The following is an 18,883-nucleotide window of genomic DNA, read 5'->3' as shown; positions in this document are numbered from 1 at the left end:
CGCCCGAGGCATCCTCCGAGAATCGTAGGGAAATGCCTCTTTCGTGTGGACCGAGCATGCGTTCTCTCATTTCCCTGATCTGCCTCTCGCTGTGCCTGCAAGCCTGCGGCGGCAATACCTCCGTCGCCCTGTACATCGAGTGGGGTTCCTGCGACTTCGACCGCGAACGCTGGGCCATGGCGGACCGGATCGGGCGCGGTTGCATGATGGCATCTTTCCTCGAGAAGCATCCGCCGGCAGGGATGCCGGTTGTCGAGCTCAAGCTGTGGCTGGGCGAACCCAGCACCTATGTCGACTTCGACGACCCCGCCTACCTGGTCGCACAGGCGGCAGGCAATGGCGGCGCGGCCCGCGAGCAGTTGCTGGTGTTCAGGACCGACCGCCAAACGGGCCGGGTGATCGAGACCCTGCTACGCTCGCCACGCTAGGGCAGTAGAAGCCGGCTGAGCCCGGCGCGGGCGCGTGAGCAGCGTGCCCAGCGGCGTTTCCACCCATCTGCAGAATGCGGCCCCGGCGGCCAGGCTGGCGGCCCATGCAAGCGCCATGCCGAAGGCTTGTGCATATGCCTGTTCCGGAACGAAGCGCGCAAAGGCGGCGTTCACGACTAGGCACACCGGGAAGTGCACGAGGAAGACCGAAAACGAGATCTTGCCCGCGTAATCGACGGCCGAGCGCGCCAGCCCGGCGCGCGACACCGCCTGGAAACGCCCGAACAGGAACAGCAGGCAGGCCACCGCATAGGCCAGCGCGATGCGGCTGCGGAAGTCCAGCAGCAGGGCGAGCGCCGGCAGCAGCAGGAGCGCCCCCAGCAGCATGGCGGCGGGAGCAGGACGGCGGGCCGGATCGCTGGCCCACCAGGCCAGCGCACCCAGCCCGTAGCTGCCGAAGAAGTAGGGCGCCCACACATCCCAGTCCGCATCCAGATTGAAGTGCAGGAGCGAGGCGCCGACACCGGTCACGACCAGGCTAGGGAGCAGCCAGCCTGGCGTACGTCTTCCTGCCAGCTGGCCGGACAGCCAGGCCAGCAGCGCCATCATGGCATACAGCTGGAGGTCGATCGCCACATACCACGCGCCCGCAGACAGCGACTCCATGCCGAGCACGCCGTGCAGCAGCAGCGCATGGGCGCCCAATTGGGCGAGCGTCGGCGGCGCCGAGATGGAGTCGTGCGTCATCCACCCGGCGGCCACGCTGGATGCCAGGACGGCCAGCAGCATCGCCACGAAGAAGGGCGGGGCTAGCTTGGTGTAGCGCCGGCCAACGAGCTGCAGCGGGTTGGCGCGGCCGGGCAGGCCGCGTGGCGACAGCGACTTGGCGGCCAGGAAGCCGCCGATGACCAGGAAGACCTGCACGGCGATGCGCGCGTGGTCAACCAGCCAGTCGACCAGCAAGGGCATGATGCTCCGGGCATGGTCGGCCATGGGGCCGTAGAAGGCCAGGTGATGCAGGACGATCAGCTGGGCCGCGAGGCCTTTTAACAGGTTAATCAGGACAAACTGCTTCCGGTTTGCCGGGCTCAGCTCCGGCGTATTGACAACCACTTGCTCTACCACGCGTACCAACCTCATTCATCGACCGGGCGGCATGGTAACGAAACCGGCAAAGTGTTGCCAACTCGATACTCAGCAGTAACAAATCTTGCATGTTTGGCAGTGTGGATAAACCCGCGCACGTCACAAGTGTGCCGTAACTAGAATGCAATAAGTGTTATAGTTGTTCATTTCGTTAACGATGGGTTCGCACGCCCGTGATCCGCGTAGCGCCCACATGATTTCAACCATCCAATTCTAGGAATCGAACAGATGACCACGAAGGATTACGCCGCCCGTATCAGCCAGCTCATCCAGGAACACCAGGCCGAGATCGGCGCGGAGTGGATCGCGCAGCTCGAGGCGCTGATCGTGCGCGGGACCTCCAGCTCGCGAGAGCAGTTGCGCAACCATTGCCAGCAGTTCCTGGCAGCCTTCGGGAATGCCGCCCGTGCGGGTGAGCTCGACAATATCGATCACCGCTCCTGGGACGAAGTGCGCGACCTGCTGGCCGAGATCTCTTCGACCCGCGCCAAGTCCGGCTCGACCCCGAGCGAGACCGCAACCTTCGTCTTTTCGCTGAAGCAGCCGCTGTTCGGGAAGCTGCGCGCCGGCTTCGACGGCGATGCCGAAGCGATTGCCGCCACTTCCTGGACCATCAGCACCCTGCTCGACAAGCTGGGCCTGTACACCATCGAAGTGTTCCAGAAGACCAAGGACCAGATCATCGTGCGCCAGCAGCAGGAACTGCTCGAGCTGTCGACCCCGGTCGTCAAGCTGTGGAACGGGATCCTGGCGCTGCCGCTGATCGGCACCCTGGATTCGGCGCGCACCCAGGTGGTGATGGAAAACATCCTGCAGAAGATCGTCGACACCGGCGCCATCATCGCCATCATCGACATCACCGGCGTGCCGACCGTCGATACCCTGGTCGCCCAGCACCTGATGAAGACCATCGCCGCCGCGCGCCTGATGGGCGCCGACTGCATCATCAGCGGCATCCGTCCGCAGATCGCCCAGACCATCGTGCACCTCGGCGTGAACCTGGAAGACGTGGTCACCAAGGCCACCCTGGCCGACGCCTTCCTGGTCGCGCTCGAGCGCACCGGCACCTCGGTCATCGCCAAGGCATAAGCAAAGCACATGGACCGCATCCCTATCCTGCGCATGGGCGACCTGCTGCTCGTGACGATCCAGGTCGACATGCACGACCGCCTCGCCATGCAGCTCCAGGACGACCTCACCGAGCGCATCGTGAGCGACGGCGCCAAGGGTGTCCTGATCGACATCTCGGCGCTCGACCTGGTCGATTCCTTCATCGGCCGCATGATCAGCAATACCGCCGCCATGGCGCGCGTGCTCGACGCCCGCACGGTCGTCGTCGGCATGCAGCCGGCCGTGGCCATCACCCTGGTCGAGCTGGGACTGACGCTGCACGGCGTGAAGACCGCCCTGAACGTCGAAAAAGGCATGGCCCTGCTGGGAAAGAATTTTAAATAATGAACGGCGCGCATACCGACGCAGTCCTGTTCGACACCGCGCTGCTGGATCGCCACCGCCAGCACCGCAGCGCACGCGTGACCCTGCGCCTGCAGTCGGACGAGGACGTTGTAGGCCTGCGCAAGCAGGTGCGCGAGCGCGCGGTGGCCATTGCCCTGTCTTTGGTCGACCAGACCAAGCTGGTCACCGCCGCGAGCGAGCTGGGACGTAACACGATCAAGTACGGCGGCGGCGGCGAGGTCCACCTCGACAGCCTGGCCGACGGCATCCGGCAGGGCATCAGCCTGCTGTTCGTCGACGCCGGCCCGGGCATTCCCAATATCGAGAATGCGCTGCGCGACGGCTTCACCACCGGCGGCGGCCTTGGCCTCGGCCTGGGCGGCTCGAAGCGCCTCGCCGACGAATTCGAGATCGACAGCCGTCCGGGAGAGGGCACTGCCGTGCTGGTGGTGAAATGGAAGCGCTGATCAGTTCACTCACCAGCCAGGAAGTATTCTCCGTCACGCACGCGAGCGACGTGGCGGCGGTGCGGCGCAGCGGCCAGAAACTGGCCGACGCGCTCGGCTTCGACGAGACCCGCGCCGGCCAGCTGGCGCTGATCATCACCGAGGCCGCCACCAACATCCTCAAGCACGCGGGCGAGGGCGAAGTCCACGTCGGGCCGGCGCAATCCGGCGCCGGCGTGGGTATCGATGTGCTGGCGATCGACAAGGGCCCCGGCTTCGCCGACCTCGAAGCCAGCCTGGTCGACGGCGTTTCCACCGCCGGCACCGCCGGCACCGGCCTGGGCGCACTCGGGCGCCTGGCCGACGAATTCGACGCCTATACCCAGCCAGGCAACGGCGCCGCCTTCTTCATGCGCCTGTGGCGCGACGTGCCGGGACCAAGGCCGTGCGGCGTCGAGATCGGCGCCCTGTGGATGCCGATGGCCGGCGAAGAGGAGTGCGGCGACGGCTGGGCGGTGCGCTGCGACGGCCGCGGCGCCTCGCTGCTGGCCGCCGACGGCCTGGGCCACGGACCGGAAGCCGCGCGCGCCGCCGCCGCGGCGATCAAGGCGCTCGACGCCCGCAAGGCGCCCGCGGCCGGCGAATTGATGCAGGCCGCGCATGACGCCTTACGCCCGACACGCGGAGCGGCGCTGGCGACGGCGCGCATCGAATTCGAATCCGATGAGCTGCGATTTGCGGGTGTCGGCAACATCGCCGGCTGCGTGATCGACGACCGGCGCCGCCCGCTGGTGTCGCACAACGGCATCGTTGGCCACAACATGCGCAAGGTGCAGGAGTTCGCCCTGCCGTTCGGGCCGGGCGCGCTGTGCATCATGCATTCGGACGGCATCCAGACCCAGTGGGACCTGGACAAGTATCCGGGCCTGCTGGGACGCAGCCCGGTCCTGATCGCCGCCATCCTGATGCGCGATTTCATCCGCCGCCGCGACGACGCCATGGTGCTGGTCGTGCGCCGGCACGGGAGCTGAGCATGAGCCTGCACCGCATCCTCAACCTTGCCCTCGACAGCGACCAGGACGTGGTCGCGGTGCGCCAGCGCGCGCGCCAGGTCTCGGAGCTGCTCGGTTTTTCGCAGCAGGACCAGGTGCGCATCGCCACCGCCGTGTCGGAGATCGCACGGGTGGCCTGCCACCAGGGCTCGGGTGGGCGCGCGGTCTTCCTGCTGGGGCGTAACCTGGGGCGCCTGCACCTGGAAGTGAGCATCCATCCCGGCACCGGGCAGCGCCTGGCGTCCGCGCCCGGGGCCGTGGACGAGGGTTTCAGCCGCACGCTGCCGGAACTGGCCCTGATCAGCGCGCACCGCCTGATGGATTCCTGCGAAGTCGAACCGGAGCAGGGCGTCGTCACGGCCGTCACGATGCGCAAGGCGCTGCCGCCGCACGTGATGATCGACAGCGCACGCCTGGCCGAGATCAGCACACGCCTGGCCGGCAGCCCCGTATCGAACACCTTGCAGGAACTCGAACAGCAGAACCACGAACTGCTGGCCACCCTGGCCGAGCTGCGCGAGCGCCAGGAAGACCTGCTGTCGCTCACGCGCGAGCTGGAAGACACCAACCGCGGCATCGTCGCGCTGTACGCCGAAATCGAGGACAAGGCCGAGCGCCTGCGCCGCGCCGACGAGATGAAGTCGCGCTTCCTGTCCAACACCAGCCACGAGCTGCGCACGCCGCTGTCCTCGATCCGCGCCCTGGCCCAGCTGCTGCTGGACCGCATGGATGGCGACTTGAGCAGCGAACAGGAACGCCAGGTGCAGTTCATCGCCAAGGCCGCCAACGACCTGTCGGACCTGGTCAATGACCTGCTCGACCTCGCCAAGATCGAGGCCGGCAAGGTCGACGTGCAGCTGGCGCCGGTGGTGGTCGACAACCTGTTCCGCGCCCTGAAAGGCATGATGCGGCCGCTGGTGGACGAGGGCCGGGTCGAACTCATCTTCGAGCCCACCGACGTGATCGAACCCTTCGACTCGGACGAGGGCAAGATCTCGCAGATCCTGCGCAACTTCATCTCCAACGCGCTCAAGTTCACCGAGCGCGGTGCGGTGCGGGTCTCGGCCACGTATGATGCGCAGGAGGACACGATCGCATTCGCGGTCCTCGATACCGGGATCGGCATCAGCCCTGACAATTTGCAACTGATTTTTGAAGAGTTCAGCCAGATCGAGCATCCGCTCCAGCGGCGCAGCAAGGGCACCGGCCTCGGCCTGCCGCTGTGCCGCAAGCTGGCCGAACTGCTGCACGGACGCGTCGACGTCGCCAGCACGGTGGGCGAGGGCTCGACCTTTACGCTGACCCTGCCGCGATGCATCCCGCAGCACAGCCAAGACGGAACCGAATCATGAAAGCCAATTCGACCCTGATCCTCAATGTCGACGACAACGACGGCGCGCGCTACGCCAAGAACCGCATCCTGCAGGGCGCGGGCTACGAGGTGATCGAGGCGACCAACGGCACCGATGCGCTGGAGATGGTCAAGCGCCTGAGCCCCGCGCTGGTGCTGCTCGACGTGAAGCTCCCCGACATCAACGGCATCGAAGTGTGCCGCCGCATCAAGGCCAATCCCGATAGCAGCATGGTACTGGTGCTGCAGACCTCGGCCGCGCTGACCGGGCGCGCCGACAAGATCCGCGGGCTGGAAGGCGGCGCCGACAACTACCTGGCGGCGCCGATCGAGGCCGACGAGCTGATCGCCAACGTGAATGCGCTGCTGCGCATGCGCCAGACCCAGGTCCAGCTGCGCGACAGCGAGGAGCGCTTCCGCCAGATCACGGACAACATCGACGACGTGTTCTGGATGTTCGGCGTTCCCGACGGGAACCTGGTGTATGTGAGCCCGGCGTATTCGGACATCTGGGGCGGCAACGCCGACGCGCTGCGCGAGCGGCCCGACGTCTGGCTCGACGCCGTGCACCTCGACGACCGCGAACGCGTCGCCCAGCGCTGGCGCGATCTGCGCGACGTCCCGCATTATGACGACGAATTCCGCATCCTCGGCCCCGACGGCCGCACCCACTGGGTGCGCGACCGCCTGTTCGCCGTGCGCAACGTGCGCGGCGAGGTCTACCGGGTGGCGCGCGTCACCAGCGACATCACCACGCGCAAGGAGATGGAGGCGCTGCTGCGCGCGGCCGACCGCAACAAGAACCAGTTCCTGGCCACGCTCGCCCACGAGCTGCGCAACCCGCTCAGCCCAATCCGCAACGCGGCCGCGCTGCTGAGCGCAAGCGACGGCGGCGGCGAGCGCCAGGCGCGCGCACGTGAAGTGATCACGCGCCAGGTCGACCACCTGGCGCACCTGGTGGACGACCTGCTCGACGTGGCCCGCATCTCGGAAGGCAAGATCGTGCTGCGTACCGAAGAAGTCGACCTGGGCGCCGTGATCCAGCAGGCGATTGAGACGGCAGGCCCCCTGATCACCGCGCGTGGCCACCACCTGGACGTGCAGCTGCCGGAGCAGCAGGTGTGGGTGCAGGGCGACCCGGTGCGCCTGGCGCAGTCGGTCGGCAACCTGCTGCACAACGCGGCCAAGTTCACCCCCAAGGCCGGCGAGCTCGGCGTCAGCGTCAGCCTGGTCGGCGACGAGCGGGTGCAGATCGCAGTGCGCGACAACGGCATCGGCATCGCCGAGGACAACCTGCCGCGCATCTTCGGCATGTTCGCCCAGGTCGACGTGCCGCCGGACCGCGCGCCGGAAGGGCTGGGCATCGGCCTTTCCTTGGTGTCGCACCTGCTCGAGCTGCATGGCGGGCGCCTGTCGGCGCAGAGCCCCGGCATCGGCCTGGGCAGCACCTTCACGGTCGAACTGCCGCTGCTGCGCGTGAGCGCACCGACGGTCAGCCCGGATCACTGCGAACCGGCCGAGCAGGGCGGCAGCGGCATGCGTGTGCTACTGGTGGACGACAACGTCGACGCGATGGAAATGATGGGCTTCCTGCTGGCCGAGATGGGCTACGAAACCTGCACCACCTCGGACGCGGCCCAGATCGAGCGCCTCGCCCTGCAGCACAAGCCGCAGGTGATCGTGCTCGACATCGGCTTGCCCGGCATCGACGGCTACGAGGTGGCGCGCCGCATCAAGAAGAACCCGGCGCTGGCGCACATCCGCCTGGTGGCCCATACCGGCTACGGCTCGCCGGAAGACCGCAAGCGCGCCATGGACGCCGGCTTCGACGCCCACCTGGTCAAGCCGGCCGAATTGCCCGACCTGGAACGCGCCCTGCAAGGCTAGGGTAGAATTCATGGAGGAGGAACGGCCTCCCCCGTTGTGGGAACAATGTCCGGGACGGCCCGGCTTTTCGAAAGGAGAGCCGGATCATGGCTTGGTTAATGTTGTTTGTGGCGGGACTCTTTGAAGTGGTGTGGGCAGTGGCGATGAAGCAGTCGGCGGGCTTTACCCGGCTGTGGCCCAGCGTCGTTACCCTGGTCGGCATGGTGGCCAGTTTCGTGTTGCTGTCGGCGGCGATGCGCACGATTCCCCTGGGGACTGCTTATACGATCTGGACCGGGATCGGGGCGGTGGGGGCGTTTGTCGTCGGCTTCACCGTGCTGGGCGAGCAGGTCAACCTGATGCGCGTCGTGGCGGCGGTGCTGATCGTTAGTGGACTCGTGTTGATGAAGATGGCGGGGGATTGATGCGCTGATGGCTCTCATGCAGAAATTGGGTTCCGGCCTTCGCCGGAACGACGGTTTCAAAGCCAACGGCACTGATAGCGTATCCTCTTGGCCACCGCTCTAAAGACCGTCGTCCCGGCGAAGGCCGGGACCCAAGTTTTGCAGCGCATCTGTAAACGAAAAAAGCCCCGCACAGCGGGGCTTTTCACATCCAGCCGCGTCACTTCTCCCTGACGTCGAACTCCCCATATGCCTTGAGCTGCTCGCCCACCGCTTTCTGGTCGCCCACCACGACGATCGACTGGTTCTCCGGCGCGAAATACTTCTTCGATACCGTGCGCACCTGTTCCGGCGTGACCTTCTGGATGCGCGGCACGTATTCGCCCAGGAATTCGGCCGGCAGGCCGACCAGCCAGTTCTGGGCCAGGGTCCGCGCCACCGAGCCCTGGAGCTGGTTGGTGATCAGGTAGCCGCCGGCGACGTAGCGCTTGTTCATCTCCATTTCCTTGGCCGGCACCAGATCGGCGCCGATGCGCTGGTACTCGGACATGAATTCCTTCAGCGCCGCGCCGGTCACTTCGTTGCGCACGTCGGCGCCGCCGACGATCGCGCCACCCGCGCGGTTCAGGCGCGCACCGGCCGAGGCGCCGTAGGTGTAGCCCTTTTCCTCGCGCAGGTTGATGTTCACGCGGCTCGAGAAGCCGCCGCCCAGGATGGTGCTGGCCAGGCGCAGCGGAATCTGGTCCTCGGCGCTGGCAGCGGCGCCCGGGCCACCCAGGCGCACGGTCGACTGCACGCTGCCGCCGCGCTGCAGCAGGATGCGCGATGGCTTGGCATTGACCGCGGCTGCTGCGGTCTCGGGCAGGGCGGGGCCGCTGGCTTTCCAGTCCCCGAACGCCTTCTCGGCCAGCTTGACCGCATCGGCTTCTTTCACCGGGCCGGTGATGACCAGCAGCGCGCGGTCCGGACGCATGCGTTTGGCGTGTTCGCTGCGCAGCATGTCCTGGGTGACGGCGTTGATCGCTTCCACCGTCGGGGTGGTGCGCGCGTACGGGTGGTCGCCGTACACGGCGCGGCTGATCGCACGTTCGGCGCGGAAGCCCGGCTGGGTCTCGGACACGCGCAGCGACTGCAGCGCATTGGCCTTGGCCAGCGCCACTTCGTTTTCCGGGAACGAGGGCTGGCGGGTGACTTCGGCCAGCAGCTGCATCATCGGGGCGGCCTGCGAGGCCACCGCGTTGGCGGACACCACGATGCCGTCCGACGAGGCGCCGGCGGCGACTTCGCCGCCCATGCCCTGGGCCGCTTCGGCGATCGCGCGCGAGTCGCGCTTGGCGGTGCCTTCGTTGAGCAGGCCCGCCAGCATGTTGGCGAAGGCCGGCGTCGAGGGAGCGTCGGCCGCGAAGCCGGCGCCGCGCACGGCCAGCACGTAGTCCACGCGCGGCAGGCCCTTGCGCGGCACGACCCAGACGGTCAGGCCGTTGCCGAGCGTTTTCTTGGTGATCTTCGGCACCGGGATCGGCTTGTCCTGGCCGTAGGCCGGCATGGGAAGACTCTTTTCCGCAGCGGGTGCGGCATGGACCGCCGGCGCGAAGGCGACCGAGACGGCAAGTGCGAGCATCAGTTTTTTCATCGATCTGCTCCTTATTTGTTGGTGCCCGCAGCGGCTGCGGCAGGGGCCGCGGCCATCGCGGCCGGCTTGCGGTCAATGACGGTGCGGTTGGTCGGCACCAGGTAGGTGCGCGCCGCGCGCTGGATGTCTTCCGACGTCACGCCTTCGATCCAGCCCGGGATCTTGTTGACGACGTTGGCGTCGCCCCACAGGACCTGCATCTTGGCCACGGTGTCGGCGCGGTTGATGAAGCTTTCCAGCTTGTTGTTCCAGTCGGCCAGCATGCGGGTCTTGACGCGCTTGAGGGTGGCGGCGTCGACGCCGTTCTGCACCACCTTGGCGATCTCTTCGTCCATGGCCTTGAGCATGGCGTCGGCGCTGCTGTTCGGCTTGTACAGGGCGAACACGGTCATCACGGTCGGGCCGTTGTACTCGAAGGGGCCGGTCAGGCCGAACAGGGTGTCGACGTTGAGCGCGATCTCGCGGCCCTTGACCAGGCCCTGGTAGAACAGCGAGGCGTCGCCGCCGCCCAGCAGCTCGCCCAGCACGGCGACGGCGGCCTGGTCGCGGTGGCCGCGCGGCGGCACCTTCCAGGCCGCGGCAATCGCCGGCACCTGGGCCAGGGCGTCGCTCTGCTCGACGCGCTTCTCGACCGTGTTCAGGCCTTCGTTGAAGTCGGTCGGTTTCGGGGTGGGGCGGGCCGGGATCGAGCCGAAGTATTTCTGGGCCAGCGCGAAGCCCTGCGCCGGGGTGACGTCGCCGGCGATCGCGATCACGGCATTGTTCGGGCCGTAGTAGTCGCGGTGGAAGGCGCGCACGTCGTCCAGGCTGGCGTTCTCGAGGTCTTCGAAGCTGCCGTAGCCGTCATGGTTGTTTTCCCATTTCTGGAAGGCGTGCTGGCTGATGTCGATCCAGTAGAAGCCGCCGTAGGGCTGGTTCTTGACGTTCACGCGGATCTCTTCCTTCACCACGTCCTGCTGGTTCTTCAGCGTGGCCGGGTTGAAGTCGAGGGTCTTCATGCGGTCCGCTTCCAGCCACAGGATCGGTTCCAGCGCCGACACGGGCGCGGTCTCGATGTAGTTGGTGAAGTCGGGGCGGGTCGAACCGTTGTTGCGGCCGCCGCCGGCCGTGATCGTGGTGTCGAACACGCCCTTCTTGGCGTTCGGCGTGCCCTGGAACATCAGGTGCTCGAACAGGTGGGCGAAGCCGGTGCGGTTCTTCGGCTCCAGGCGCATGCCCACGTGGTACACGACCGACACGCCGACGGTGGGCGAGCTATGGTCTTCGGTGACGACCACGGTCAGGCCGTTGTTGAGCTTCTTGACGGCGACCGGCAGGGTCCACTGGTCCGCGGAAGCGGCGAAAGCCGACAGCGAGAACGTGAGCCCGGCCAGCAAAACAGGTAATTGGCGCATGCGCATGGGTTGACCTCGTAGTGAACTCGGGAAGGTGAGTTGTAGTAAATGCTCTATGACAGGCAAGCTGTCATGCGCTGCATCTTAGCGCAATGGAATGCCAATAAGTAATCTTTTTTAGGCAATAAATTTGCGCGATGTCGAAGCGGCGCAACGCACACCCATCCCGCCATTTGCCGCTCTGGACTGCGTTTTTTGCAGTTCATCGCAGGCCCGTATGCACGGGCGGCCCGGGGCGATATAGTTGCAACATGCTAAGACCATGCAGTGAAGACACACACTTGCTGGTAATGTTGCGCTAGAGCCAGCTCACGAGGCCGGCAGCAAACACAACCAAGAATAGGTATTCGGAGAATTCGATGAAGCAGCTTTCCAAGTTCGGCCTGGCTTTCGCGGCAATGTGCGCCACCTTCCTCACGGGTATCGGGGTCGCCAGGGCAGCGCCGGACGTGGCCACCGAAACGCGCCAGGTGGATGCGCGCGTGGTGCGCGTCAAGCTCGACGGCGTGGTGGACCTCAAGATCCGCCAGGGCAATACCCCGCTGCTGGTGCTGACGGGCGATCCACGCCTGCTCGGCAAGACCACCACGCTGCAGAGCGGCGACACGCTCAACATCGGCACCGAAACCAAGGGCGTGAGCATCAACCTGGGCCGCAGCATGGGCCTGCATGCGGAACTGACGCTGCCCAACCTGCGTGAAGTCAGCTCGGAGAGCGTGGGCGGCACCGCCGTCACCGGTTTCTCGGGTGACGAACTCGAGCTTAACCTCGATGGGGCCGGGTCGATGAATGTATCATGTAATTACAAGGTGCTGACTGCCAACCTGGGCGGCGTCGGCAGCATGAAGGTGCACGGCATCAACAGCGAGAGCGTCGAGCTGAACCTGAGCGGCGCGGGCTACGTGACCCTGTCGGGCCGCAGCCGCAAGCTCAAGGCGGAACTCGGCGGGCTGGGCGGACTGGACGCCCAGGGGTTCTCGGCCGAGAACGTCACCCTCGAGCTGTCGGGCCTGGGCAACGCCACCGTGACCGCGCGCGACAGCGCCAACCTGACCCTGTCGGGACTGGGTTCGGTGACGGTGTACGGCAAGCCGCAGAACCGCAAGCAGAGCGTGGATGGCCTGGGCAAGGTTACCTGGAAATAAGCGCCGCCTGAAACGCAGGAAAACAAAGCGAGTCCATAACGAAAACCAAGGGTACGCAGAGATCCTGACTCCATGAACGAGACATGAAAAAACTATTCCTAGCGATCGCATTCGTGCTCGGCCTGCAGGCCAGTGCACATGCGGGCTTCGCGGAAGGGGCCAGCGCCTATAACGCGCGCAACTACGCGGCAGCACTGAAAGAGATCGTCCCGCTCGCCAAATCCGGCCATGCGGACGCCCAGCATTTGCTGGGCCTGATGTATTACATGGGCCGCGGCGTCACGCGCGACTACAAGCAGGCCTTTGCCTGGCACATCAAGGCGGCCCAGCAGGGCAAGGCCGACGCCCAGTACGTGGTGGGGGCCATGTACTACACCGGCAATGCCGTGCCCCAGGACCAGCGCCATGCGGTGAGCTGGTTCCGCAAGGCGGCCGAGCAGGGCCACGCCGAGGCCCAGCACGCGCTCGGCCTGATGTACCGCTACCACCAGGCCGGCATGCCGCAGGACATGGTGCTGGCCTACATGCTGTGGAACCTGGCCGCCGCCAGCGGCAATCACAACGCGGTCGAGCAGCGCGCCGCGATCTCGCGCCAGATGACGCAGGAGCAGATCGAAGAGGCGCAGTCACTGTCGCGGCTGTGGAAGCCGGGCAAGCCGCTGCCGACGAGCTCGCGCACGGGAAACAATTCCTGAACCAGACCGCCGGCCCAGACCGGCGGTTTTTCCATGCGCCTCCGTGAGCTCACTTCGCTGGTGCGGCCGCGGCCCTGGCAGCAGCGCTGCGGAACAGGCTCAAGGGCACCGCATTGCCCATTGCCTGGTAGCCGAGGTCGTTCGGATGCAGGTGGTCGCCGCTGTCGTAGGCCGGCAGGAAGCGCGTCGGCCGGGCCGGATCGCGCGTCACGCGGTCGAAGTCGATCACCCCATCGAACTCGTCGTTGTTGCGGATCCAGTTGTTCACCGCCTGGCGCACCACTTCTTTCTCCGGCGAGTAATAACCCGCGCCTTCGAAAGGCGTGAGGGTGGCGCCGATCACGCTGATGCCCTTGGCGTGCGCGCGGTGGATCAGCTGGCGGTAGCCGGCGATCAGGTCTTCCGCCGTGACCGGATTGGTGGGCGAGCTGTTGCCGATATCGTTGATGCCGATCAGGACCACCAGGTAGCGCACCCCGCTTGTGGCCAGCACGTCGCGGTCGAAGCGTTCCTGGGCGCTGCGCCCGGCCAGGGTGTTGGGCGAATCGCTCAGAAGGCGGTTGCCGCTGATGCCGCGGTTGACCACGCCGATGCGGGCGTTGATGCCGAGGACGGGATCGCGCTCGATCTGCAGCCGGCGCGCCAGCCAGTCGGGCCAGCGGTTGTTGGTGTCGGGCGTGCTGCGGGTACCGTCGGTGATCGAGTCGCCCAGGGCGACGATGGCCGGGCCGCTGGTGTCGACGTCGACCTCGGTCAGGAAGGGCCAGATCTGGATCGTGCGCTGCACGGGGAAGCTCGGGGCGGCCGTGAAGTTGCCCGGCAGGGAAACGTAATTGGTCTGCAGCGCCAGCTGGTGCACGGTGGTCGCGGGCACGGTGCCGGGCAGGTAGAGGCTCACGGCCAGGTCGGACAGCGGTGGCACGTTCAGTTCCACCGGATCGGACACGGCCGGGGCGCCAGGCGGGAGGGTGACGAAGCTGCGCCCGCCGAAGCTGAGGGCGCGGTCGGTGCCGGCGGCCACGTCCGAGCCGCTGGCGCGCAGGCCGATGCGGGCGGCGCCGATCGTCAGCGGCGTGGTGCCGAGTTCGTTCGACACGCGGATGCGCACGCGGTTGCCGCCGATGCTGGTGTGCACGATCAGGCGCACGGTCTGGTCGGTGAAGGTCTGGAGGCTGGCTTCGGGCGGCGGACCGGCCGGGGCCGTGCCCCAGGTGCCGGTCCAGTGTTCGGTGGTCCATGGCTGGGCGCTGGCCGGATGCGTGGGCAGGGCCAGCGCGGCGGCCAGCATGGCGCTACCCAGCAGCAGGCGCCGGCGCGGCTGCATGCGGGAAGTATCGGCAGGGAACAGGTCCCTGAGTCTTGAGGCTGCATGTTCTAGCAGCGGCAGCAGGGGCAGGAAGCGTTTCATTGCAAGCTCCTTTCGGTGGTGCACATGCGTTACGCATGAGCTCGTCTATCAATCTAGCGAGCGCGCGCACCGTGGACAAGACGGCAACAGGGGCATCCTTTGCGCGGCATCGAAGCCCGAAAAGATTAACATTCCTGCAAGAACTTTCCATGGATTGTAGAGAAATCTTGTCCGGAGGTTGACCCGTCGTCCCGCCGCGTTTGTGGGCGGGCGCACCGAGTCAGCCCGGCAACAGGACTAGCGTGAGGCTTCTACCGACGAGGAGCCGCCATGAGCAAGCATTCTGGAGACGTCAGGATCGAGAACCCGACCATGCCTGCCGGCGGCTGGGGATCGGTACAGGAGGTCACCACCATCCTGCTGCACCAGCGTGTGCCGCTGAAGGACAGCCGCCTGCTGCTGCGCCAGAACAAGCCGGACGGCTTCATGTGCGTCAGCTGCGCCTGGGCCAAGCCGGCCAATCCGCATCCCTTCGAATTCTGCGAAAGCGGCGCCAAGGCCACCGCCTGGGAGACGACCAGCAAAGCGATTGGCGCCGATTTCTTCGAACGCCACACCGTTACCGAACTGGAAAGCTGGGACGACCACAGCCTGGAAGACCAGGGCCGCCTGACCGTCCCGCTGCGCTACGACGCCCAGTCCGACAGATACCGCGAGATTGCCTGGGACACCGCGTTTGCCGAAATCGGAGCAAGCCTGCGCGGCTTCGATCCGAAGGAAGTCGTGTTCTACAGCTCGGGCCGGGCCTCGCTCGAGACCTCCTACATGTACGCGCTGCTGGCGCGCATGTACGGCAACAACAACCTGCCGGACAGCTCGAACATGTGCCATGAAAGCACGTCGGTCGGGCTGCAGAAGACGCTGGGCGTGCCGGTCGGCACCGTGGTGCTGGACGACTTCGAACAGACCGACTGCATCTTCTTCTTCGGCCAGAACGTGGGCGTGAACAGCCCGCGCATGCTGCACCAGCTGCAGGAAGCGCGCCGGCGCGGTGTGCCGATCATCACCTTCAATCCGCTGCGCGAGCGCGGCCTGGTCAGTTTCACCAATCCGCAGTCGCCGACGGAGATGCTCACTGGCGCCGAGACGCCGATCAGTACCCAGTACCACCAGGTCAAGCCGGGCGGCGACACGGCCGCGATCATGGGCCTGTGCAAGGCCATTGTCGACTTCGACGATGCCGCCCGCGCGGCCGGCGCCCAGCGCGTCCTCGACACCGCCTTCCTGCAGGAGCATACCCACGGTTTCGCGGAATTCGAGGCGTCGGTGCGTGCCTGCCCCTGGGAAGACATCGAGCGCGAATCGGGCCTGCGACGCGGCGCCCTGGAAAGCGCGGCCCAGGTCTACCGTAGCTCGAGCGCCGTGATGGCGGTCTATGGCATGGGCCTGACCCAGCACCGCAACGGCGTGCAGAACGTGGCCATGGTCGTCAACCTGCTGCTCCTGCGCGGCAACGTCGGCAAGCCCGGGGCCGGCGTGTGCCCGGTGCGCGGCCACTCCAACGTGCAGGGCCAGCGCACGGTCGGCATCACCGAGAAGCCGGAACTGGCGCCGCTCGACAAACTGAAGGAGCAGTACGGTTTCGAACCGCCACGCGAGCAGGGCATGAACACGGTCGAGGCCTGCGAAGCCATCCTGGCGCGCAAGGTGAAAGCCTTCATCGGCCTGGGCGGCAACTTCGTGCGCGCGGTGCCCGAGCGCGGCCTGATGGAAGCCGCCTGGCGCGAGATTCCCCTGACGGTGCAGGTCTCCACCAAGCTCAATCGCAACCATCTGGTCCACGGCAAGGCATCCTACATCCTGCCTTGCCTGGGACGGATCGAGATCGACCGCCAGCAGGGTGTCGAGCAGGCCGTGACCATCGAGGACTCGACCGCCTGCATGCACGGCTCGCGCGGCATGGCCGAGCCGGTAGCGGAAACGCTGCTGTCGGAACCGGCGATCGTGGCCGGCATTGCCAAGGCGACCCTGGACCCGAACCCGCGCGTCGACTGGGACCGCTGGGTGGGCGACTACGCCGGCATCCGCGACGCCATCGAAGCGACCTATCCCGACATCTTCCACGATTTCAATGCCCGCATGTGGCAGCCCGGCGGCTTTCGCAAGCCGCTCGGCGCCGCACACCGGGTGTGGAAGACCGCCAGCGGCAAGGCCGAGTTTACGGCGCCGGACACGCTGGCAGGCAACCCGGACCTGAGAAGCGGGGCGGCGACGCTGCGCCTGTTCACGGTGCGCAGCGACGGCCAGTTCAACACCACGATCTACAGTCACGACGACCGCTTCCGCGGCGTCTACGGCAGCCGCATGGTGATCTTCATGGCGCGCGCCGACATGGCGAAGTACGCGCTGGCGCAGGGCGACATCGTCAGCCTGCGCTGCGCTGCCGAGGATGGCGTCGAGCGCCGCGTCGCCGGCCTGGCGGTGGTGCCCTACGACGTGCCGCAGGGCTGCATCGCCGGCTATTTCCCGGAACTGAATCCCCTGATCCCGCTGTGGCACCACGCCAAGGAAAGCAAGGTGCCGGCAGCGAAGGCGATCGATGTGATCCTCGAACGCGGCGGGAGGCCGTCATGAATGCGGGCGAGGGCTTTTTTGCGCCGCCGGGCGCCAGCCGCGTATTGGCGGCGCGCTGGCAGGACGGCGCATCGGAGGGCGTATCCGAACTGGTGGCGGAAGAGCTGCCCGTGGCCCTGGTCTACAACGGCATCAGCCACGCGGTGATGCTGGCCACGCCGCGCGACCTGGAAGACTTCGCCGTCGGCTTCTCGCTGGCCGAACGCATCGTGCGCGATGCGCGCGACATCTACGACATCGACGTCGACGAGGCGGCACACGGCATCGCCATCGAGATACGGATCGCTTCCGGCGCCATGATGCGCCTGAAGGAAACGCGGCGCGCCCGCCTGGGCCGGACCGGCTGCGGCCTGTGCGGCATCGAAAGCCTGGACTGGTTCGACGGCGACGACCTCGATGCGCGCGCCGTTCCCGACACGCGCTTCCCGCCCGAAGCCCTGCACCGGGCGATGGCGGCGCTGGCGGCGCGCCAGGAACTGCACCATGCGACCGGCGCCGTGCATGCGGCCGGCTGGGCCGACGCCAGTGGCGAACTGCTGTGCGTGCGCGAAGACGTCGGCCGCCACAATGCGCTCGACAAGCTGGTCGGCGCGCTGCTGCGCGCGAAGATCGATACCGCCGCGGGCTTCGCGGTGGTGACCAGCCGCGCCAGCTTCGAGATGGTGCAGAAGGCGGCGCGTGCAGGCTTTCCTTTGCTGGCCGCGATCTCGGCGCCGACCGCGCTGGCCGTGCAGCTGGCCGGGCAGGCCGGGGTGACACTGGCCGGTTTCGTGCGGGGAGGGCGGCATGTGATTTACAGCCATCCGCAGCGGCTTGCGCCTGAAGCCGTGTGAAGCCGCGGGCTTGGAACAGGTATGATGCGCTCCTTGAACCTAGCATCCTGGAGCCTTCATGGTCATCGTGACCCACAACGGCAAGTTCCATGCGGACGACGCATGGGCGGTGGCCGTCCTGCACATTCTCTTCCCTGAAGCCGAGATCGTCCGCACCCGCGAGCCTTCCATCATCGAAGCCGCCGACTTCGTGGTCGACGTCGGCGGCATCTGGGACCCGGCCAGCGGCCGCTTCGACCACCACCAGAAGGGTTTCGAGGGCGCCCGCGCCAGCGGCGTGCCCTATGCCAGCGCCGGCCTGGTCTGGCGCGAGTACGGCGCGCGCTGCGTGGCCACGCTGGCCGCTGAACACACCGGGCACGGGCTCGACGACGACACCGCGCAGCAGATGGCTTACGCGATCGATGCCGACATCGTCCAGTACCTCGATTTGTCCGACGTCGGGGCAGCGAAGAATGCGCCGGGCGGCTATGGCATGTCGGCCGTGGTCTCGGGCTTCAACCCGAACTGGCTGGATGAGCAGCGCCTCGGTTACGGCGCCGAGGCGGAAGCCTACCGCCTGGCCCAGTTCCGCAAGGCGATGGACTTCCTCACCGAGGTCATCATCAACTCGGTCAAGTACCGCGTCGGCGCCATCCTCGCGCTGGCCCAGGTGCGCCAGTCCGGGACGCTGGAAAACGGGCGCCTGCTGTTCCTGAAGAATGCCGCGCTGCCCTGGAGTTCGGTGGTGCGCAAGGAAATGCCGAAAGTGCTCTTCGTGATCAGCCACAGCCTGTCGGAAGACCGCCACATGCTGCACACGGTGCCGGCCACCACCGACACCTTCGACGCCCGCGCCGATCTTCCCGAAAGCTGGGCCGGCCTGCGCGACGAGGACCTGGCGCGCGTCACCGGCGTGGCGGATGCGAAGTTCTGCCACAACGGCCGTTTCATTGCCGCAGCAAAATCCTTCGACGGCGCTTATGCGATGGCGCTGCAGGCGCTGCAGGCGGTCGATGCCGGTTTGACGCCGCTCTATAGCCCGCGCGAGCCGGTTGGCGCAATGAGTTAGGT

17 protein-coding genes are annotated in these 18,883 nt (G+C 66.7%); 13 read left to right on the top strand and 4 right to left on the bottom strand.

Annotated elements, in window-relative coordinates; genetic code table 11:
• Nucleotides 1–56 precede the first annotated feature (56 nt).
• Nucleotides 57–428: a hypothetical protein gene (locus LK542_RS09190; RefSeq protein ID WP_227811674.1), complete on the top strand. Its 372-nt coding sequence runs from the start codon at nucleotides 57–59 to the stop codon at nucleotides 426–428.
• On the opposite strand, the gene LK542_RS09185 is transcribed toward LK542_RS09190, so the two are convergent.
• On the bottom strand, nucleotides 411–1,541 hold the full coding sequence (locus tag LK542_RS09185) for an acyltransferase family protein (protein ID WP_227811673.1): 1,131 nt from the start codon (nucleotides 1,539–1,541) through the stop codon (nucleotides 411–413). The genes LK542_RS09190 and LK542_RS09185 overlap by 18 nt on opposite strands.
• Before the next feature lie 261 nt (nucleotides 1,542–1,802).
• Between LK542_RS09185 and LK542_RS09180 the strand changes: the two genes are divergently transcribed.
• From LK542_RS09180 to LK542_RS09150, 7 genes are all read left to right on the top strand, one after another.
• A complete protein-coding gene (locus LK542_RS09180) occupies nucleotides 1,803–2,663 on the top strand; it encodes an STAS domain-containing protein (protein WP_227798919.1) in 861 nt (286 codons plus the stop codon).
• A gap of 9 nt (nucleotides 2,664–2,672) precedes the next feature.
• On the top strand, nucleotides 2,673–3,029 hold the full coding sequence (locus LK542_RS09175; protein WP_227798918.1) for an STAS domain-containing protein: 357 nt from the start codon (nucleotides 2,673–2,675) through the stop codon (nucleotides 3,027–3,029).
• Complete coding sequence (locus LK542_RS09170; RefSeq protein ID WP_227798917.1) at nucleotides 3,029–3,496, top strand: anti-sigma regulatory factor; 468 nt, start codon at nucleotides 3,029–3,031, stop codon at nucleotides 3,494–3,496. The genes LK542_RS09175 and LK542_RS09170 overlap by 1 nt, the downstream gene beginning before the upstream one ends.
• Complete coding sequence (locus tag LK542_RS09165; RefSeq protein ID WP_227811672.1) at nucleotides 3,484–4,506, top strand: ATP-binding SpoIIE family protein phosphatase; 1,023 nt, start codon at nucleotides 3,484–3,486, stop codon at nucleotides 4,504–4,506. The genes LK542_RS09170 and LK542_RS09165 overlap by 13 nt, the downstream gene beginning before the upstream one ends.
• Before the next feature lie 2 nt (nucleotides 4,507–4,508).
• The gene (locus LK542_RS09160) at nucleotides 4,509–5,879 is read left to right on the top strand and encodes a sensor histidine kinase (RefSeq protein WP_227811671.1); all 1,371 of its coding nucleotides are present in this window, start codon (nucleotides 4,509–4,511) and stop codon (nucleotides 5,877–5,879) included.
• Nucleotides 5,876–7,765 carry a response regulator gene (locus tag LK542_RS09155; protein ID WP_227811670.1) on the top strand — a complete coding sequence of 630 codons (1,890 nt, stop codon included), beginning with the start codon at nucleotides 5,876–5,878 and terminating at the stop codon, nucleotides 7,763–7,765. The genes LK542_RS09160 and LK542_RS09155 overlap by 4 nt, the downstream gene beginning before the upstream one ends.
• A gap of 86 nt (nucleotides 7,766–7,851) precedes the next feature.
• Nucleotides 7,852–8,169: a multidrug efflux SMR transporter gene (locus LK542_RS09150; RefSeq protein WP_227798912.1), complete on the top strand. Its 318-nt coding sequence runs from the start codon at nucleotides 7,852–7,854 to the stop codon at nucleotides 8,167–8,169.
• A gap of 199 nt (nucleotides 8,170–8,368) precedes the next feature.
• Here the strand turns inward: LK542_RS09150 and LK542_RS09145 are convergent, their stop codons facing one another.
• Complete coding sequence (locus LK542_RS09145; protein ID WP_227811669.1) at nucleotides 8,369–9,781, bottom strand: pitrilysin family protein; 1,413 nt, start codon at nucleotides 9,779–9,781, stop codon at nucleotides 8,369–8,371.
• An 11-nt stretch (nucleotides 9,782–9,792) separates the two neighbouring features.
• Entirely contained in the window at nucleotides 9,793–11,181 is a 1,389-nt protein-coding gene (locus tag LK542_RS09140) for a pitrilysin family protein (RefSeq protein WP_227811668.1), read from the bottom strand.
• A 353-nt stretch (nucleotides 11,182–11,534) separates the two neighbouring features.
• Here LK542_RS09140 and LK542_RS09135 point away from each other — a divergent pair, with 353 nt between their 5' ends.
• Together LK542_RS09135 and LK542_RS09130 are read left to right on the top strand one after the other, a co-directional pair.
• Nucleotides 11,535–12,320, top strand: coding sequence for a GIN domain-containing protein (locus LK542_RS09135; protein ID WP_227811667.1), 786 nt, complete (start codon nucleotides 11,535–11,537; stop codon nucleotides 12,318–12,320).
• Nucleotides 12,321–12,403: 83 nt separating this feature from the next.
• The gene (locus tag LK542_RS09130) at nucleotides 12,404–13,015 is read left to right on the top strand and encodes a tetratricopeptide repeat protein (protein ID WP_227798907.1); all 612 of its coding nucleotides are present in this window, start codon (nucleotides 12,404–12,406) and stop codon (nucleotides 13,013–13,015) included.
• Between the two features lie 49 nt (nucleotides 13,016–13,064).
• Here LK542_RS09130 and LK542_RS09125 read toward each other — a convergent pair whose 3' ends face one another.
• On the bottom strand, nucleotides 13,065–14,423 hold the full coding sequence (locus LK542_RS09125; protein WP_227811666.1) for an SGNH/GDSL hydrolase family protein: 1,359 nt from the start codon (nucleotides 14,421–14,423) through the stop codon (nucleotides 13,065–13,067).
• A gap of 270 nt (nucleotides 14,424–14,693) precedes the next feature.
• On the opposite strand from LK542_RS09125, the gene LK542_RS09120 reads away from it, so the two are divergent.
• From LK542_RS09120 to LK542_RS09110, 3 genes are read left to right on the top strand one after another with little or no spacing between them, the layout of a single operon-like run.
• Entirely contained in the window at nucleotides 14,694–16,997 is a 2,304-nt protein-coding gene (locus LK542_RS09120; RefSeq protein WP_227811665.1) for an FdhF/YdeP family oxidoreductase, read from the top strand.
• A complete protein-coding gene (gene fdhD, locus LK542_RS09115; protein WP_227811664.1) occupies nucleotides 16,994–17,830 on the top strand; it encodes a formate dehydrogenase accessory sulfurtransferase FdhD in 837 nt (278 codons plus the stop codon). The genes LK542_RS09120 and fdhD overlap by 4 nt, the downstream gene beginning before the upstream one ends.
• A 58-nt stretch (nucleotides 17,831–17,888) precedes the next feature.
• Nucleotides 17,889–18,881, top strand: coding sequence for an MYG1 family protein (locus LK542_RS09110; protein WP_227811663.1), 993 nt, complete (start codon nucleotides 17,889–17,891; stop codon nucleotides 18,879–18,881).
• Nucleotides 18,882–18,883: the final 2 nt, after the last annotated feature.

Source organism: Massilia sp. IC2-477 (assembly GCF_020707265.1).
Classification (GTDB): Bacteria; Pseudomonadota; Gammaproteobacteria; order Burkholderiales; family Burkholderiaceae_D; genus Telluria.
Note: the sequence above shows the minus strand (reverse complement) of the source record. Positions and strands in the feature narration are given on the sequence as shown.

Coding starts and splice junctions, on each gene's coding strand:
- LK542_RS09125 (WP_227811666.1), bottom strand. CDS start 14,423: ATGAAACGCTTCCTGCCCCTGCTGCCGCTGCTAGAACATGCAGCCTCA.
- LK542_RS09175 (WP_227798918.1), top strand. CDS start 2,673: ATGGACCGCATCCCTATCCTGCGCATGGGCGACCTGCTGCTCGTGACG.
- LK542_RS09145 (WP_227811669.1), bottom strand. CDS start 9,781: ATGAAAAAACTGATGCTCGCACTTGCCGTCTCGGTCGCCTTCGCGCCG.
- LK542_RS09150 (WP_227798912.1), top strand. CDS start 7,852: ATGGCTTGGTTAATGTTGTTTGTGGCGGGACTCTTTGAAGTGGTGTGG.
- LK542_RS09155 (WP_227811670.1), top strand. CDS start 5,876: ATGAAAGCCAATTCGACCCTGATCCTCAATGTCGACGACAACGACGGC.
- LK542_RS09120 (WP_227811665.1), top strand. CDS start 14,694: ATGAGCAAGCATTCTGGAGACGTCAGGATCGAGAACCCGACCATGCCT.
- LK542_RS09160 (WP_227811671.1), top strand. CDS start 4,509: ATGAGCCTGCACCGCATCCTCAACCTTGCCCTCGACAGCGACCAGGAC.
- LK542_RS09170 (WP_227798917.1), top strand. CDS start 3,029: ATGAACGGCGCGCATACCGACGCAGTCCTGTTCGACACCGCGCTGCTG.
- LK542_RS09190 (WP_227811674.1), top strand. CDS start 57: ATGCGTTCTCTCATTTCCCTGATCTGCCTCTCGCTGTGCCTGCAAGCC.
- LK542_RS09180 (WP_227798919.1), top strand. CDS start 1,803: ATGACCACGAAGGATTACGCCGCCCGTATCAGCCAGCTCATCCAGGAA.
- LK542_RS09135 (WP_227811667.1), top strand. CDS start 11,535: ATGAAGCAGCTTTCCAAGTTCGGCCTGGCTTTCGCGGCAATGTGCGCC.
- LK542_RS09130 (WP_227798907.1), top strand. CDS start 12,404: ATGAAAAAACTATTCCTAGCGATCGCATTCGTGCTCGGCCTGCAGGCC.
- LK542_RS09140 (WP_227811668.1), bottom strand. CDS start 11,181: ATGCGCATGCGCCAATTACCTGTTTTGCTGGCCGGGCTCACGTTCTCG.
- fdhD (WP_227811664.1), top strand. CDS start 16,994: ATGAATGCGGGCGAGGGCTTTTTTGCGCCGCCGGGCGCCAGCCGCGTA.
- LK542_RS09165 (WP_227811672.1), top strand. CDS start 3,484: ATGGAAGCGCTGATCAGTTCACTCACCAGCCAGGAAGTATTCTCCGTC.
- LK542_RS09110 (WP_227811663.1), top strand. CDS start 17,889: ATGGTCATCGTGACCCACAACGGCAAGTTCCATGCGGACGACGCATGG.